Source organism: Clostridium oceanicum (genome assembly GCF_039521385.1).
GTDB classification, from domain to species: domain Bacteria; phylum Bacillota; class Clostridia; order Clostridiales; family Clostridiaceae; genus Clostridium_F; species Clostridium_F oceanicum.
The window spans coordinates 391,717-409,266 of the sequence record NZ_BAAACG010000010.1; the positions used below are offsets into that span (position 1 = coordinate 391,717).

Below are 17,550 nucleotides of genomic sequence, written 5' to 3' on the forward strand. Positions count from 1 at the left end.
CTTATGCCCCCTTCTCATCAAAATCGCCAAATCCTTTTTCTTGGTTACTATAAATTGTTGTGTAAATTTCATTATTATTAAGTAATTCCTCGTGAGTGCCTACTCCATTTATCTTTCCATCTTCAAGTACAATAATTCTATCTGCTTCAGAAATACTTGATATTCTTTGTGAAATAATGAACTTAGTTGTATTTGGAATATTTTCAATAAATGATTTTCTAATTTTATAATCTGTTGCTGTATCAACTGCACTAGTTGAATCATCTAAGATTAATATCTTTGGTTTTTTAAGTAATGCTCTTGCAATACACAATCTTTGTTTTTGTCCTCCAGAAACATTTGTACCACCTTGTTCAATATATGTGTCATATTTTTCAGGTAATTTCTCAACGAAATCATTGGCACAGGCCATTTCACAAGCTTTAATACACTCTTCATAGCTAGCATTCTTATTACCCCAACGAAGATTTTCTATAATTGTTCCAGAAAACAATTCATTTTTTTGCAATACAACTGCTACTTTATCTCTTAATGTTTTTAAATCATATTCTCTAACATCTTTTCCAGCAACTTTAACAGATCCGCTAGAAACATCATATAATCTACTTATAAGATTAACCAAGCTAGATTTTGAACTACCTGTTGCTCCTATAATTCCTATTGTTTCTCCTGAATTTATTTTAATATCTATGTCAGTTAAAACATGTTTTTTACTATTCTTTTTATATGAAAAATTAACATGGTCAAAATGAACACTTCCATCTTCCACTACAGTAGCTGGATTTTCAGGATTAACAATATCCGCTTTTTCATTTATAACTTCTGAAATACGTTTAGCACTGGCAATAGACATTGTAACCATAACAAATATCATAGATATCATCATTAAGCTCATAAATATATTCATAACGTAAGTAAAAAGACTTGTAAGTTCTCCAGTTGTCAATGTACCAGCAACTATTAAGTTTGCACCAAGCCAAGATATACCTAACATTGACCCATATATAGCTAACATCATAACTGGACTATTTAAAACCACTAAACTTTCAGCTTTAGTAAATTTCAAGAATAAATTATGAACAGACTTGTTAAATTTACTTTTTTCATGTGGTTCACGAGCAAATCCTTTAACTGCACGAATTCCTGTAACATTTTCTTGAACGCTTGCATTTAAATCATCATAACCTTCAAAAACTTGTTTAAATATAGGCATTGCTTTCTTTATAATAAGGGCAATAGAGATAACCAAAAACCCACAGGCAACTAAAAATACAATTCCTACTTTTGGAGCTATCATCAAAGCCATAACTAATGCACTTATAAGCATTAGAGGAAATCTAACACCCATTCTTATAATCATTTGATATGCATTTTGAAGATTAGTAACATCTGTTGTCATTCTTGTAACTAAACCAGCTGTACTGTACTTATCAATATTTGAAAAAGAGAAAGTTTGTATGTTTTCAAACATGGCATCCCTTAAATTATGAGCAAAACCAGTTGCTGCATTTGCACCATATTTTCCGGCTAAAGCACCACTTAGAAGACCAATTAATACTGCAACAAGCATAATTCCTCCGTATAAATAAATCTGGGATATGTCTTTTGCGTTAATTCCTCTATCAATAATTAGGGCCATTAAATATGGTATTGTAATATCTGTTGCTACTTCTATACTTCCAAAAAGCACAGTCATAAGGCTTGCTTTTTTATATTGCTTTAATTGGCTTTTTAAGGTACTAAGCATCATTTTCCTCCTCTTCTCTATGTTTTAGTGATAATAAATATATTTTTTTCATTATACGAACATGTTCTTTAGCATCATGTTCACCTAAATCAGATAAAAGTCTAGATAATCTTTTAATAGCTTTTTTTCTTCCTTTAATTCCTATCACTTTCCCTTCATCTGTAATATGGACAATAATTTTACGACGATCCTTGCTGTTTAAAGATCTTGTAATATATCCTTTCTTCTCAAGACTATTTAATACACTAGCCATTCTAGCTGTTGACACCCCAGCAAATTTAGCTAAACTACTTGGAGCCACCCCATCTTCAACTTCCATCAAATATGCAATAACACTCATTTCACCACGACTTTGATCCGTGAGATTAATATCCTTAGGTGCTTTGGATAATTTAAATTGATATTGTATTAATTCCTTTGCTAACTCTGAATATTCCATCAAATCACCTCTAATTTTAAAAATATATCTAATATTATTAATTACTAACACTATTAACTAACTATGATTATTATAGCTAACACTATTAGCAAAGTCAATGGAAAACAAAACAACAAATTGTAAATAATTCTTATAAAAGTTTACAACTTGCTATAAATAAAACCGCTACCTAGAACCTTTTCTAAGTAACGGTTATTATTTCAATAAATTGATTCATTATTTTTCACTTTTATATTCCTTTCCCATACTCCAACCTTTTCCTAAATATTCTCCAATTCCAAAGTATCTATTTTCATACATAGAGAATACTGCTGGTTTCATTTTTTCTATATCTGGATTGCCCTTAGTTAAAAATTCTTCATCACAATAAGATTCTATTATTTCACCAATTATTATGTCATCTGCTCCACCTAAATCTAATGTCTTTATAACTTTACACTCTATTGTTAAAGGACAATCTTTTATCATAGGTGCAGTCTTAACCTTTCCATAAAACACATCAAAGATTTCTGATTTATCTATCTTTTCTCCTGATGTAAGTCCTACATAATCTGTAACTTCAAGCATATCCTGCGATGAAATATTAATAGAAAAAGTTTTGTTCTCAAATATTCCTTTGTTTGTATGATGATTTCTATTTACTCCCAATGCTATCATTCCTGGGTTTGTATTAACTATTCCTACAAAACCTAATGCCATAAAATTTGCTTTTCCATTAACATTAGCTCCTAGTATAGTTACTGGATATGGATATAATACTGATTTATTTCCTAAAGTTTGTTTTGACATTTTAATATTCCTCCTAAACATATATTTATTTTCTTATTTACACTTACTTAAGCTAATTTCCATAAAAATAAATATAATATTTTCACTAAGTGGTAAAAGCTCGGATATCACAAATTATTTCTTATTTTTATAATAACCTAATTGTATCATAGTTATATATAGATTATTTTTCAACTTTTCTAATAAAAAAACGCTACCTAGAAATTTTCTAAGTAACAGTTATTTAAAACTTTCAACCTATCTTTTCAATCTTTAACTACATTCTTAAAGATAACATTCCTCTATCATAAAAACCTAATACTATAGTCACTATATAGGGAATAAATATACATATATATGGCATGTATGCCCATATTGAATTATTTCCTTCTTTATCTAAAATAAATTTCTGGTTAAATTTGGGGAATAATTTTCTAAAAATAGTAAAGCATAAATAACCCAGCATAACCCCTAGTGTATTAAGAATTAAATCGTCAATATCTGTTGCCCTGATTAAAAAAAGCTGTGAACACTCAATTAATAATGAAACAAGAAATCCAACTAAAACTGTCTTTTTAAATTTCCTAAACTTATTTAATAATAAAGGTAAAAAGAAACCAAGTGGAGCAAATAATAAAATGTTACCAATAATATTTTCAAGAGCATAAAATATATCTTCTCCTAGGGAAGCGTTTCCTTGTACTGCCACTGTAAAACTTTCTTCAATCATACTTATAATTCCCTTGATTGGAATTATAGAAATCTCTTCTAAATGTATATCTGTATGAAATCCACTTATAGGAGACACTCCTGTCAAATTAAAAATTACCGTCATTGACATAACAAACAATACTATACCAGTAATATGCCACATTGATATTTTCTTTTTTGTTCTTATAAAAAATAATATACTTATAACTATTGTTGTTCCTAAAATAACTAAGCAGTCTCTTATTAAAGTCTCCATTCTTATCTCCTTTTCATAATATAAATATTTATTTTTCCTTTTTCAAGCCATATATAACTAATAAACATAAGTATGGAAATGGAATTAGTACTTTTGTAAAACATTTAATTATCTTATTTACAACGGTTCTAATCTGAAAACTACATATGTATATACTATTAGTTAAATGGACTAACTATAATAATATATAATGGAAATATTTTCTTCAACACTTTTGACAATTGTTATTATTTTTAGACAAAATAACAAAGCCTCTATTTAGAAAATTTCTAAATAGAGGCCATTATTAACTTATTATTAAAAAGCTTTTATATCCAAACTATTTATATAAATTAAAAAGCCTAGTTACATGTTATTTGTATTATCCTTTGTTAAAAAATCTATTATAATTGGATTAATTTTATCTGGGAATTCATAATGAACTAAATGAGAAGCATTCCTAATCAATTTAAATTTCATATTCGGTATAAGTTTCCTTAATCTATCCATAGATTCTTTAGATATACTTCTATCATATTCTCCCCATGTTAAAAGCATAGGAATATTTTGATTTTTTACTTTTTCATAATAAATAGTTGCATCATCTAAACCATCCCCTCTTATATTTGCTAGAATTGCTCTTTTTTTACCTTTATACATTAGTTGGTTTTTTAATTTTTTTGAAAGTTCTTCTTTTTTATCATTTGAATAAAATACATTAGATGGATCTAACAGCATTTCATCTCCCATTTGATTCATCAACTCTTCACCTTTTTTACTTTTCATAATCTTTACTTTATCTTCCCCTTCAAATTTATCAAACAATGGGGATAAAAATGCTATTTTTTCTACTAATTCAGGATGTTTAGCTGTAAAATAAGCACAAATACTTCCCCCCTGTGAAGTTCCAACTAAATAAACTGACTCTTTTATATTTAGTTTTTCAAGAAGTTCTATAAGTTGCTGATCATATAAACTTTTATTATATGTTTCTAATTTAGGTCTATCAGAATAACCATGTCCATATATATCATATCTTAAAACTCTAAAGCCTCTATCTACTAATGGTTGTACATTGTAATCCCATGTAAAAGAAGGTGCTGCATTCCCATGAACAAGTACTATAGTTTTTGCATCTTTGTCCCCTTTTAATTCATAGTAAGTATACCCATTAGATAATTTAACAAAATCACCTTTAATACTAGCTCTTGTTGTATCATTAAGTTCTCTCTTTCTTATTGTATAAATTGTTTTTCCCATATATTTATCAACTACCTTTCAATAATTTTAAATTTTATAACTATACACTTATTAATCCTTAGATATTGACTGATAAAGATTATCATTTTCATGTTATATTAATTTATTATACTCCTTTATAAAAAAATTCCAATGCAGTAAACTTTTCCGTATATTTTCAGTAATAGTCTTACGTAAATTATTTGTATACTCTTCAAAAGTAATTTATAATTTTATATGAATTGCATCCACTTTAATCAAATAAAATCATCATAATATTAAAATAGATAGTCAGGAGCCCTTAATCATGAGAATAGAAAGATTAATTAGAATTTTATTTTATATTTAAAATAGAGAAAAAGTAACTACAAAGGAACTTTCAAAGCATTTTGATGTTTCTAAAAGAACAATTTTAAGAGATATTGATACCTTATCTCTTTCTGGAATACCTATATATTCAGAATATGGACTAAATGGAGGATACTCTATTCATAGGACATATAAAGTAAATGACAAACTTATTGATGTAGATAATTCTAAATATATACTTCTAGCTTTAAAAATGCTTTCTAGTTTATACAGTGAAAATAAAGTAATTGAAACCTATGAAAAAGTAAAACATATTTTTAATTCTAATGAAAAAAAGTCAGTTATTTCTATAGATTATTCTGTAATCAAGGAAAATAAAGAGGTTTTTGAATATGTAAAAGTTATTGAAAAAGCAATTCTAAATAAAAAAATAGTTTCATTTCAATATACTAATACCAAATTTGAAACAAAAAATATCTCAATAGAACCTATTTATGTATGCTATAAATGGTATTCTTGGTATGTTATAGGATTTAATGTTGACACAGAAAAAATCAGATTATATAAACTAGTTCGAATTAGAAATTTAGAAACTAAAAAATTAACATTTACAAATAAATATGATATTAAAACTATTTATGATAATATTTTTAATAAAACTAAATCAGAAAACACTATAACTCTTCTCTATGAATTTAAAAAAGATGTAAAAGTAATTGTAGAAGAATACTTTTCTGGAAACCTTATAAAAGAAACTAAAAGCTCCTTTATTTGTGAAACAAAAATTAGAGAAAATAATTTTATGCTCTTTTCTATTTTATTAGGTTTAGGAGATAAAATTAAAATCATTTCACCAAAGTCTTTTAAAGAAAGTATAAAACTTCACTTACTAAAAACTTTAAAAAATTATTAAAAGGTGACAATATGGTGTCACCTTTTTTTGATATACTCCTTTTAAAAGGAACTAACACAAATACTTAAGTAAAAACTGTATTACTTAGTTTAAACTTAAACTACTACTGGAATAAAAAAGTAATAGTATAAATCAAATTAATCTATTACAATTCCAGCAATTACATAATTTTAGGAGGAGTGTTAATGAAAAAAATAATTTACCTATACTTATTAGATAGCTTTGCAGATTGGGAAATAGGCCATATTCTCTCTGTATTCAAAATGGAAGAGGATCTAAAAAAAGAAAACTCAAAATATAAACTAAAAACAGTAAACACTACTAAAACTGTTGAAAGTCTTGGTGGATTAAAAGTTACTTGTGATTGTACACTAGATGATATTGATTTTGAAAATATAGCTGGATTAATACTTTCTGGGGGGAAAACTTGGGAAAACCCAAAACAAGAAAAAATATTGGATATAGCTGAAGATTTAATTAAAAAAGATATTATGGTGGCAGGCATTTGTGGAGCAACTCTTGCTCTCTCTAAAAAAGGAATATTAAACAACTATTTACATACCAGTAATTCAATTGATTATTTAAAAATGTCTCCTAAATACTCTGGAACAAATAAATACATTGATACTTTATGTGTATCTAATTTAAACCTAATTACCGCAAGTTCTGCTGGAAGTTTAGAATTTACTAAAGAAATCATGAAACAGTTAAATCTCTTTTCAAAGGATTTTATTGAAAACTTTTATAACTACTTTAAAACTGGTAAATTAGATTATTATAATTCTATGATTAAGAGTAAATTTTAATAAAAAAGAGTTAGACTTATTTTCTAAGCTAACTCTTTTTCACTTTTAAATGGTTAAAAATATGTTTAAAGTATAATATAATTTGTTACTTTATAATAATAACATGACCTTTGTTAACCTTTATTTTTTAGCAAGCATTAATCCACCACTAACTATTACAATTGGTATATTCACTCTTATAGAAAACATAATTTTATTAATAACTTATATAAATATATTCTAAATAGATCAATAATACTTTCTAATAATTAATTATATTAATCTCTTCCATTAGTTGCCTGTACTAATCACTTAATTTTTCTGTATTATTAATTCTATTTATGGCTTCCTTTAATATTTTTCTAGGACAGCCTACATTTATTCTTATAAAACCTTCACCATCTTTTACAAAATAACTTCCATAAACAACTGTTACATTTGCTCTTGTAAAAAATTCTCTAATTTCATCTTCAGATTTAAATTCTTCTCTCATATCAATCCAAGCTAAAAAAGAAGATTCTGGTTTCATAAATTTAGCTTTAGGAAACTTTTCTTTTATTGCTTTTTCTAACACTTGAAAATTCATATTAACATATTCTGTAAGTTCTTTCAACCATTCTTCTCCTTTAGTATAAGCTGCAATTAAAGCAGGCTCTGCAAAGACATGAGGTGAAGTAATTGAATTCATTTCTAATCTTTTTTTCAATGTTTCTCTTATTTTTCTATCTTTTATAATTATGTAAGAAGATTTAAGACCTCCTAGATTAAAACCTTTGTTAGGAGATACACAAACTATGCTGTTATTACAAATTGATTCATTAGCATTCCAAAGGGTAGTAAACTTGCCTTTTTTAAATATTACATCTCTATGAATCTCATCAGATACTAATAATACCTTATATTTAATGCATAACTCACTTAATTTATTAATCTCTTCTTTACTCCATACTCTTCCTGATGGATTTTGTGGACTACAAAATATAAATATTTTTATATCTTCATTTTTAAATTTATTTTCTATGTCTTCAAAATCTAAAAAATATCTATTATTTATATTTTTCAAAGTAGAATAAACTAATTTACAATTTTGTCTTAAAGTAGCTTCTCTAAAAGGATCATATGCAGGAGTATTTATCATAACTTTATCTTCTTTTCTACAAAAGGCTTGTACAATGTAATGTAGTGTACTTACAGTTCCAAAGGTTAATGTTATCCAATCCTTTTTTAAATCAACATTGAATCTTCTTTTATTCCACTCTATGACGGCTTCATAATACTTATCATACGTATAAGTATAACCGTAAACTCCAAGTTTTGCTCTTTCTACAATAGCATTTACTACTTCTGGAGGGGACTTAAAATCCATATCAGCAATATCCATAGGGATAGCATCACTATCTAGTCCAAACTTTTCTTTTAATATTTTATTATCCCATTTTCTACATTTGGTAATTTTTCTGTCTACTATTTCATCAAAATTATACTTACCCATCCTTTTCCTCCTTAAAGTATTATTATTTCCTTTGTAGTTTTATTTAAAGGAATCCCCTTTTCACCTTTTACTACTACATCATCTTCAATTCTAACTCCACCTATATTAGGAATATATATACCAGGCTCTACAGACATAACCATATTGTTTTTTAATATCCCTTTTCTATTAGGTTTTAAAACTGGAAGCTCATTTTCTCCCATTCCAATTCCATGACCTAAACCATGTCCAAAATATTTACCATAGCCTTTTTCTTTAATATATTCTCTAGCTATACTATCTACTTCACCTTCTGCTACTCCCTCTTTTATAAAATCTATACTTTTAAGCTGAGCTTTTAAAACTACATTATATATATTTTTTATTTTCTCTGGCACTGAATCTATAAAAACTGTTCTAGTCATATCTGACATATAATCTTCATAAATTATTCCAAAATCTATAACTATGGCTTCACCTTTTAATATTTTTTTATTAGTTGGTCTTCCATGAGGCATTGCACTTCTATATCCAGATGCCACTATAGTATCAAAAGACATAGCACTTGCCCCTTCTTTTATAGCTAAGTATTGAATTTCTGCAGATATATCTCTTTCACTTACTCCTTCTTTTATCTTAGATAACACTTTTTCAAAAATATAATCAGTAATTTGGCAAGCCTTTTTAATTTTATCTATTTCTATGTCTTCTTTTATTTTTCTTATTTCCTCAAGTTCATCATTTAAAAGAATAATCTCTGAATTAATTTTTTCTTTAATATCAAAATAATCATCAATACTAGAATGGATTCTTTCTATTGCTATTTTTTCTATATTTTCTTTCTCTACAATGGAATTTAAAACAGTATAAAATTCCCCTTTATGATCTATAATTTTAAAGCCATCACATATTTTATTAGCTTCTTCTATATATCTAGCGTCAGCAATTATATAAGCATCCTTTTTTGTAATAAATACCTTTACTCCACTTCCTCCTAGTTTACTTATATATTTCTTGTTTGACTTTCCTTTTATTAAAATTCCATCTATCCCAGTTTTATTTAAAAAACTTTTAATTTTAATTATTCTATTTACCATTAAAAATTCATCTCCAAAATTAAAAATCTAAATCTAAATCATCTAATATATCTTCATCTTCTTTACTAAATATTTCATTACTTTTTTGTTTTTCATTTTCTTTACGAAGCTCTTGTTTTTCTAATATTTTAAAGAAAGGATAGTACATAGCTACTGCTAAAATAAGTTGGATTACTTGAGCTATTATATTTCTGTAATCAAAGTTTGTTAAAAAGCCCTCTAAAAATACTCCTACATAAGGTGGATCAAAAATTGGTTTGCTTAAAAATCCATACTTCATTAAGAAAAATGGTAGTGTTCCTACTATAGCTCCTCCAAACACAAAAGGAATAAAGAATATAGGATTTAAAATTATTGGTGCACCAAATAATATTGGCTCGTTAATTCCAAATAAAGATGGGAATAATGATATTTGTCCGATTTTTCTATATCTTTTTGACTTACTTAATAAACAGCATATTACAACACCTATTGTTATTCCTGCACCTGTAAACCCAAAGAAAGCACTTGAAGTTCCGTTTGTAAATATATGCGTTAAAGGTTGTCCTGCTTTCATAGCTTCAATATTTTCACCTAAAAATTTAACTGCTATAGGACCAACTATTGGACCAAAAACTGATGGATGTATACCAAAGAAGAAAATAAGCATTTTCATGAAATGTAAAAACAATATAGCATAAGGATTATCCATACTTCCAACTAAAGGAGATAACATTCTTGTTAATAAATCCGGTAGTAATCCTCCTGTAGTTTTTAAAAATACCATTCTTAATATTATAAATGTTCCTACTACAATTAATGTAGATGGAATAAGTTCAAAACTGCTTGAAACAAAATCCGGTACCCCTTCTGGCATCTTTATAGTTAATTTTTTATTAGTACAAAATCTATATAATTCTACTGCTATAATAGCTACAAATATTCCTGTAAACATTCCTTTTGTTCCAAAGTTTTTTATTATAACTAGTCCATTTTTATCAAACTGTATTGTAAGTAATAAAAATGAAATAGATGTTAAAAGTATTGCTCCTGGCACATACAGTTTTCGTTTTTCAGCAAGAAAATAGGCTATAGCTATAGTGACATATAGCCCTATAAATCCTAATGATAAGGTAACTGGTAAATTTAAAATTTCTGAATTTGCCTCTACCCAATTAGATATAGCATTTCCCTTTCCAAGCATTCCTGGTATAGCAGGGATAATTGCAAAAAAACTACCTAAAAGCAAAAATGGTATCATAGCAACCATTGCTCTTTTTACTGAATTTAGATGAGGCTGACTGTCTATCTTATTAGCAACAGGTGTTAAGTATTTATTCATTATTCTTTCAAATTTTTCAAACAAAACTACCACTCCTTAATCAATATTATTTTTTCAGATATTTTCTGTGTTCAACTAAAGCCATTTTTAATACTGTTGCTCCATCCATAGATCCATAAACATCTTTATCTATTACTACATAGGGCTTATTTCTAGGTTCAACTATTTCTTTAATAAAATCTATTTTGTGACCTACTTGAGGACCTACTAAAAGAATGTCATAATTATCAATTTCACCTTCCAAAGCATCAACTGGTATAGCAATCATCTTAAAGTCTTCTTCATTTAACTTGGAACTTTTCTTTACTACTTTTTTCATTTCCTCCATAAGCATAGTTGTTGAAAATCCTCCAGCGCAACATAATAATATATTCATAACTATTCCTCCTTGTATAATTTATATTTTTTAAGTTTTATGTTTTACATTTTTACTTTTTAATTTATATTTAAGTTTACTTTTTAGGTTTATTTTTAAAGTTTACATTTATTAAATTTACATAATTATATTTATGTAATCTAATTGGCTAAATTTATGTTATTTATATAACTTTAGATAACAAAAAGCTTTCATTACTGCATATACTTCATAACTTATATCTATTTTTTATTATGAAAAAATTTCTTTTCTATATATTTATTACTTTATATATTGGTTACTTCATATCTTGTTACTATATATACTTCTTACTTTATATAAGTAAAATCTATCTTATATTAATATAAATAAAATTTACTATTCTATTTATCATATAAATCTATAATTCCTTCTATTAATTCTCTAGCTAATTGATTAGTCATATAATGGTCTTGAGCATGTACTGCAAGTAAACTAACCTGTGAACTTTCACCGGAAACTTCTTTTGTTATAATCTCAGTCTGAATATTATGAGCTTCCACATCTAACTTTCTAGCTTCTTCAATTTTTTCTTTTGCTCCCTTTATATCACCTTTCTTTACACATTTAAGAGCTTCAAAAGCTTTAGTTTTGCTTTCTCCAGCTATAGATATTAATTTAAATATTTGTAATTCTGATTCTTTCATGTGATTTCTTCCTTTCTTTTGTTGTTATTTATTTAAGTTTTTAATATTTTCTTTATCTAAATCTTTAATTATTTCTATTAATAAGTTTATTGTATTTTCTAAATCTTTCACGTTTAAAATAGAGTAGTTACAATGTCCATATCTAACGGGAATACAAATAGCAACTGTAGGTATACCTTCATTAGTTAAATGGACACTTCCTCCATCTGTTCCCCCTCTACTAAACATGTCATATTGAAAATCTATTTTTAATTCATTACATTTTTCTATTATAATGTCAGTCCACTTTCTTCTAGGAGTTAAGGTTCTATCAAAACTTATAATCATAGGCCCTTTTCCTATTTGCCTGTTATTAGAATAATTTCTAATTCTCTGATCTCTTGCACAAGCTACATCTATTACAAAACATATATCAGGATTAACTTTATAAGCAGCTGTTTTTCCTCCTCTAGTACCTATTTCCTCACAAGCAGTACCTACCCCGTAAACTGTATTTTTATGTTTTAAATCTTTCAATTTTTTCATTACTTCAGAGAGGATATAACATCCTAACCTGTCATCAAATGCCTTTCCTGCTACAATGTTTTCTAATTTATATTTCTTAAATTCGCTAGTATATGTTACCATATCTCCTGGTCTTATTCCTAAATTCCATACATCTTCCCTATTTTTAGCTCCAATATCTATATAAATATCTTTAGGTTCATTTGTATTTGAATCTATTTCTCCATTAATTATTCCTATAACCTTATCTCCTTCTTTAGTTGTTATTCTAACTTCTTGCAAGAAAAATCCTTTATCTCTAATTCTTCCTATCATAATTACATGTATAAATCCTAAATCATCAATATTTTTTACCATAAAACCTACTTCATCTGTATGGGCTGCTATCATAATCTTAGGCTTATCACATTCTCCTTTTTTCTTAAAAATTATACTTCCTAAATTATCATAGCTTATCTCATCTGAATATTCTTTCAATTCATCATAAAGAACTTCATTAACTTTGTTTTCTCTTGCAGATATGCCATCTGTATTACTAAGGCGTTCTAATAGTTTTAAATCAATCATTAAATTACCACTCCTAATCTATTTCAATATATTCTTTATTTCTATAATAAAATCTTCATAAGATTTAACTTTCACCATCTTGTTATTAAACTCTTTTTTTTCCATAGCATCTATAAGAAATTTACTAATCTTTTTATGAGTTGTTAATTGATGTTCCTTTAAGCATATTAAAAATATTACTCTTACTTTTTTTCCCTTGTACTCTATAGGCTCTTTTAGTATGGTAACCCCTATAGAATTTTTATTTCCACACATTTCTATAGGATGAGGTGCAGCTATCATGTTTTTATATATAGTTGAAAATAATTTTTCTCTTTCCATAACATACTTAGCATAATTTCCCTTTGCATAATTGGATATTTCAAATTCTTTTGCTCTTTTATATATAATATCTATATAACTATCACTTGCTTTGTTATCCATTACTTTAAAAAATTGCTTTTCAAATAACATTTCTATATCCTTATGATTTTTCTTATACCCATTATTTTTTAGATAAAATTCAGTTTCTAAAACATCTTTAATCTTCAGTAATTCTTTATCATCTATAAGCTCTTTTACATATATTATAGGTTTATTAAAATCTTCTTTATTAAGTTTAACTATTGATATTATTAAGTTTGGATTAAATTCATTAACTTCATCTATTTCAAAAAAAGAAAAAGTTTTAATGTTAGAACTATAAAATAAATTTTGCAATTTTAATTTTAATAAATAAGAACTTCCTCCACCAGATGAACATATAACAGCTATATTTTTTAAATTTGAAATCATAGTCATGATTCGTTTTTCTATATGAGCTGCAAAATGCATAGTTATATAAGCAATTTCATCTTTTGTTAAAGATAGATTGTACATATTTTGTATCATTTTAGAAAATTTTATTGCTATATCAAAAGTAGTTGAATACTTCATACTTATCTCATCTGCTATAGGATTTTTTAATTTTACATTTTGATATAACCTTTCAATTAAAGCTTGTATATGTGACCATAAAGACTTTACAAGCTCTTTATCCTTTGAAAAGACAGAATCATATTCTAAATCCAACTTATATAAAAATTCTTCTATATATTTTTTCAAATCTTCATTACATTCTGTGGTTTTATAAATTTTTGAGCATTTAGAATTAATCTTAATAGCTAAATTTAATACTTCACTTTCTGAAAATTCAATATCAAATTTTTCTTTTATAAAATTTAAGGTATTTCTTGAAATATTAATATAAGATTTTAATTTTTTACTATTAGTCCTCTTTACATCTTTAATATATTTTCCTTTTTTCATTCTATAGATAGATATTTTTATAGTAAATAATATGTATTTCAAATTCCTATTTTCTGTTATAACTTGATTATTCTTCATCTCTTTTATTATCTTATTTTCTATATCTAAATAATCTTCCTTACTCATAAAATCAAAATATTTTTTCCAAAAATCACTATAATTATCTATATATTCTCTTAAAATTGCTTCTCGTATTTTTTCTTCTTCTCCTTCAATTATTAATCCATAATAACGCTTTTTAATTAACCTTAGATTATAGCTATGAATCTTATTTTCAACTTCTTTTATTTCTTTTATTATAGTACTCCTACTTACACTTAATATATTTGAAAACTTACTAACTGTAACATACTCAACTGAAGTAAGCAGTATAAAAAGTATCTTTTTTACTCTTTGTTTTGGATCTTCATCTACTTTAAATTTATCTAATTTTTTTAGATATTCATTCATAAGTTTTTTATCTTTAATTTTAAGATAATATCCTTCTTTTCTTTTAAACTCCATAGAAAAACCATTGGTTTTACCACTATCTATTAAATTTTTCATATGCTTTCTAGTAGTTCTTGTAGTAACGCCTAACCTTTGGCTAAAAAAATCTAAGCTAATATAATTATTACTTTCTATTAATTTTTCTAAAATAATTTTTTCTCTCATAACAACAAACCCTTTTCTAAACGTTTACTAGCCCTTTTCTTAACTCAAATTTAATTTAATTATACATTCAGAATTTTCAAAATAAAAGTTTTTATTTTTCACAATTGAAATGAAATAAATATCACTTTCATAAAATATAGCGCCTAAAAAATGGGAGCTTTTACATTTTCCCTTTCTTAGACGCCTTTGCCTTCATAAAAAATTATATTTAAGTTTTTCAAATTGTAACATAACTGTCCGTTCATTGTCAAACAAAAATAAACTGTTATATTATTAAAATTAAGAGAACAAAATCACATTATTTTAATATTGTTTTTTGAAATCCTTTCCTTTAAATTTGTATCTTCTCTTTTACCATCCTCTTGAATACTCATCAAAGCAATCTAAACAAAGCTTTTTACCATTACTTAACCTAACCTTATGCTCTGGCACTGCTTCACCACAATTTTCACAAATAACTGTATTAAATAGTCTTGCATTTTTTGGAACATTAAATTTGGGTTTTTTTATACTAAACACATCCTCAGCTGGTGCATTCAATATATATTTTTTTCTATCCTCTCTACTCATTTCATACTTAAATTCTTTTAAAACTAATCTTATACTGTTGTTTTTTTCTCTATCAAAAAAAGTAAATGCCATTTTACCTGTACCCTTATATATAAGGTTTCCTTTACCTAATGTACAACCAGTAATTACCTGTACTGCATCAACTCCACAGGCATCATTTTCCGTTACACAAACTAATTCCTCATCCTTTGAAAAATTAAGCCCCATTTTTTCTATTGCAATTTCGCTTGCTCTAAAACCTATAGCAAGTCCTGGACATTCATGACCATGAAATTCAACACATTTCTTCCATAACTCTTTATTCATCTTTTATTCCTCCTATTTTAACCTAATAAATCCTAAATATAAAAATCAAAGCATTTTATATCCTTGTTAATTAACTTTATATAAATCCACTACACTTACTTTTTATTAATAAATTTATTAAAAGAATTTGTAATTTCTTTAATTATAAAATATACTAAAAAGTTCCCTTATTAAATCTAAGCATTTTCCATGCCAATAAGAATAGCTTGAATTTATATTGTTTTTTGTGAATTTGTATCATTATGATATTTTTTAGTATCATTTTTATACTTCAGTATCATTATGATATTTATAGATAATAATCTAATTTTAAAATCTTTTATTATTTATATATATTTTAAATTATATACCCTATAAAATTAATCTCTTTTATAATTAAAATATAGCTATGTTTTAATTATATTAAAATCTAACCACTTCAGAAAATTTATTATAATAAAAATAACTAAAATCATAAAAAATTTACCGTTTACAATAAAAAAAACTTATATTATAATGATTACATTTAAAGTATAACTAAAGCTTTATACTGCTTAAACTAATAAAAAAGTTAGTATATTTAATTACTTATATAACTTAAAGTTTGTATTTTAAAAATTTAAATAATTTTATATGAGGATATTATTATGAAAGATTTAAAAAGTTATTACAATAAAAAAATGCCAGACCCAAATTTAGGTGTGGACATATTTCTAGCAGAAAACTTTAAAAAGGGAGTAAAATTCAAATCCCATTGGCATGAAAATATGCAGCTATACTTTTTTACTAAAGGGAAAGCTATAGTTGAATGTAATAAAAAAAGTTACCCTGTTAAAGCTACCAGCCTTATAGTAGTTAATAGTAATGAGCTACATTCTCTTGAAAGCTTAAGTGATGATTTAAAGTTTTATACAATCCGTATAGACTCTTCATTTCTTTTTAGTAATCAAGTTGATTTATGCCAAACAAAATTTCTATCTCCACTTTCTCAAAATCAAATATGCTTTGAAAATTTGATTGAAAATAACAAGGATATATTAAACTGCATTACTACAATAATAGATGAATATTATTCTAAAAAAATAGGATATGAACTTGCTATAAAATCTTTCATTTATAGATTGATTGTCCTTCTTTTAAGAAACTACATAAAAAAATTTCTAACTAAAAAGGAACTTACTTCAAAAGTAAATAATCTAAAACGTTTTGACTTGATTTTTAAATATATAGATAACAACTACTCTAAAAAAATAACTACCAAGGATCTTTCAAATATTGCACATATAAGTACCTATCATTTTTGTAGAGTTTTTAAAGAAATGACTGGTAAAACAACTACAAATTATATTAATAAAGTAAGACTTGAAAAAGCCCTTTCCTATTTAAACAAAGGTAATCTTAATATAACTGAAATAGCATTAAACTGTGGTTTTGATAACATAAATTATTTTAGTCGTTTGTTTAAAAAATACTATAATGTTTCTCCATCAAAATTTAGACAAACTAAATTTAAGTAATTTACTTTAGATAACAAACCTATATAAATAATTGAACCTAAATTTTAAATTTAGGTTCTCTATTTTCAATCTAAGTTGGAATTCTTTAAA

General features: G+C 25.8%; 16 protein-coding genes and 1 pseudogene. 4 read left to right on the forward strand and 13 right to left on the reverse strand.

The features are described 5' to 3' along the window. Nucleotide 1 precedes the first annotated feature (1 nt). The 5 genes from ABDZ71_RS12260 to ABDZ71_RS12280 form a co-directional block, all read right to left on the reverse strand. Complete coding sequence (locus tag ABDZ71_RS12260) at nt 2-1,747, reverse strand: ABC transporter ATP-binding protein (RefSeq protein WP_343761939.1); 1,746 nt, start codon at nt 1,745-1,747, stop codon at nt 2-4. After that, nucleotides 1,740-2,186, reverse strand: a complete 447-nt coding sequence (locus ABDZ71_RS12265) for a MarR family winged helix-turn-helix transcriptional regulator (RefSeq protein ID WP_343761940.1) — start codon at nt 2,184-2,186, stop codon at nt 1,740-1,742. The genes ABDZ71_RS12260 and ABDZ71_RS12265 overlap by 8 nt, the downstream gene beginning before the upstream one ends. A gap of 216 nt (nt 2,187-2,402) precedes the next feature. After that, complete coding sequence (locus tag ABDZ71_RS12270) at nt 2,403-2,975, reverse strand: flavin reductase family protein (protein WP_343761941.1); 573 nt, start codon at nt 2,973-2,975, stop codon at nt 2,403-2,405. 256 nt (nt 2,976-3,231) lie between these two features. Continuing rightward, nucleotides 3,232-3,921 carry a VanZ family protein gene (locus ABDZ71_RS12275; protein ID WP_343761942.1) on the reverse strand — a complete coding sequence of 230 codons (690 nt, stop codon included), beginning with the start codon at nt 3,919-3,921 and terminating at the stop codon, nt 3,232-3,234. A gap of 345 nt (nt 3,922-4,266) precedes the next feature. After that, complete coding sequence (locus tag ABDZ71_RS12280; RefSeq protein ID WP_343761943.1) at nt 4,267-5,160, reverse strand: alpha/beta fold hydrolase; 894 nt, start codon at nt 5,158-5,160, stop codon at nt 4,267-4,269. 340 nt (nt 5,161-5,500) lie between these two features. Between ABDZ71_RS12280 and ABDZ71_RS19935 the strand changes: the two are divergent. From ABDZ71_RS19935 to ABDZ71_RS12290, 3 genes and pseudogenes are all read left to right on the forward strand, one after another. Beyond that, a pseudogene (locus ABDZ71_RS19935) lies at nt 5,501-5,611 on the forward strand (HTH domain-containing protein); the annotation flags it as partial. A gap of 90 nt (nt 5,612-5,701) precedes the next feature. After that, entirely contained in the window at nt 5,702-6,361 is a 660-nt protein-coding gene (locus tag ABDZ71_RS12285; protein ID WP_343761944.1) for a WYL domain-containing protein, read from the forward strand. Between the two features lie 185 nt (nt 6,362-6,546). After that, nucleotides 6,547-7,167: a DJ-1/PfpI family protein gene (locus ABDZ71_RS12290; RefSeq protein ID WP_343761945.1), complete on the forward strand. Its 621-nt coding sequence runs from the start codon at nt 6,547-6,549 to the stop codon at nt 7,165-7,167. A gap of 283 nt (nt 7,168-7,450) precedes the next feature. Here the strand turns inward: ABDZ71_RS12290 and ABDZ71_RS12295 are convergent, their stop codons facing one another. The 8 genes from ABDZ71_RS12295 to ABDZ71_RS12330 form a co-directional block, all read right to left on the reverse strand. After that, a complete protein-coding gene (locus tag ABDZ71_RS12295) occupies nt 7,451-8,638 on the reverse strand; it encodes a MalY/PatB family protein (RefSeq protein ID WP_343761946.1) in 1,188 nt (395 codons plus the stop codon). 11 nt (nt 8,639-8,649) lie between these two features. Then, nucleotides 8,650-9,714, reverse strand: coding sequence for a M24 family metallopeptidase (locus ABDZ71_RS12300; protein ID WP_343761947.1), 1,065 nt, complete (start codon nt 9,712-9,714; stop codon nt 8,650-8,652). Between the two features lie 19 nt (nt 9,715-9,733). Then, on the reverse strand, nt 9,734-11,059 hold the full coding sequence (locus ABDZ71_RS12305) for a PTS sugar transporter subunit IIC (protein ID WP_343761948.1): 1,326 nt from the start codon (nt 11,057-11,059) through the stop codon (nt 9,734-9,736). Nucleotides 11,060-11,081: 22 nt separating this feature from the next. Beyond that, the gene (locus ABDZ71_RS12310) at nt 11,082-11,411 is read right to left on the reverse strand and encodes a PTS sugar transporter subunit IIB (RefSeq protein ID WP_343761949.1); all 330 of its coding nucleotides are present in this window, start codon (nt 11,409-11,411) and stop codon (nt 11,082-11,084) included. Between the two features lie 362 nt (nt 11,412-11,773). Then, nucleotides 11,774-12,076, reverse strand: a complete 303-nt coding sequence (locus tag ABDZ71_RS12315; protein WP_343761950.1) for a PTS sugar transporter subunit IIA — start codon at nt 12,074-12,076, stop codon at nt 11,774-11,776. Between the two features lie 24 nt (nt 12,077-12,100). After that, complete coding sequence (gene ypdE, locus ABDZ71_RS12320; RefSeq protein ID WP_343761951.1) at nt 12,101-13,147, reverse strand: aminopeptidase; 1,047 nt, start codon at nt 13,145-13,147, stop codon at nt 12,101-12,103. Nucleotides 13,148-13,165: 18 nt separating this feature from the next. Beyond that, complete coding sequence (locus ABDZ71_RS12325; protein WP_343761952.1) at nt 13,166-15,088, reverse strand: BglG family transcription antiterminator; 1,923 nt, start codon at nt 15,086-15,088, stop codon at nt 13,166-13,168. Between the two features lie 351 nt (nt 15,089-15,439). After that, nucleotides 15,440-15,964 (reverse strand): FmdE family protein, encoded by a 525-nt coding sequence (locus ABDZ71_RS12330; RefSeq protein WP_343761953.1) that lies wholly within the window; start codon nt 15,962-15,964, stop codon nt 15,440-15,442. Between the two features lie 626 nt (nt 15,965-16,590). Between ABDZ71_RS12330 and ABDZ71_RS12335 the strand changes: the two genes are divergently transcribed. Next, nucleotides 16,591-17,460 (forward strand): AraC family transcriptional regulator, encoded by an 870-nt coding sequence (locus ABDZ71_RS12335; protein ID WP_343761954.1) that lies wholly within the window; start codon nt 16,591-16,593, stop codon nt 17,458-17,460. Nucleotides 17,461-17,550 lie beyond the last annotated feature (90 nt).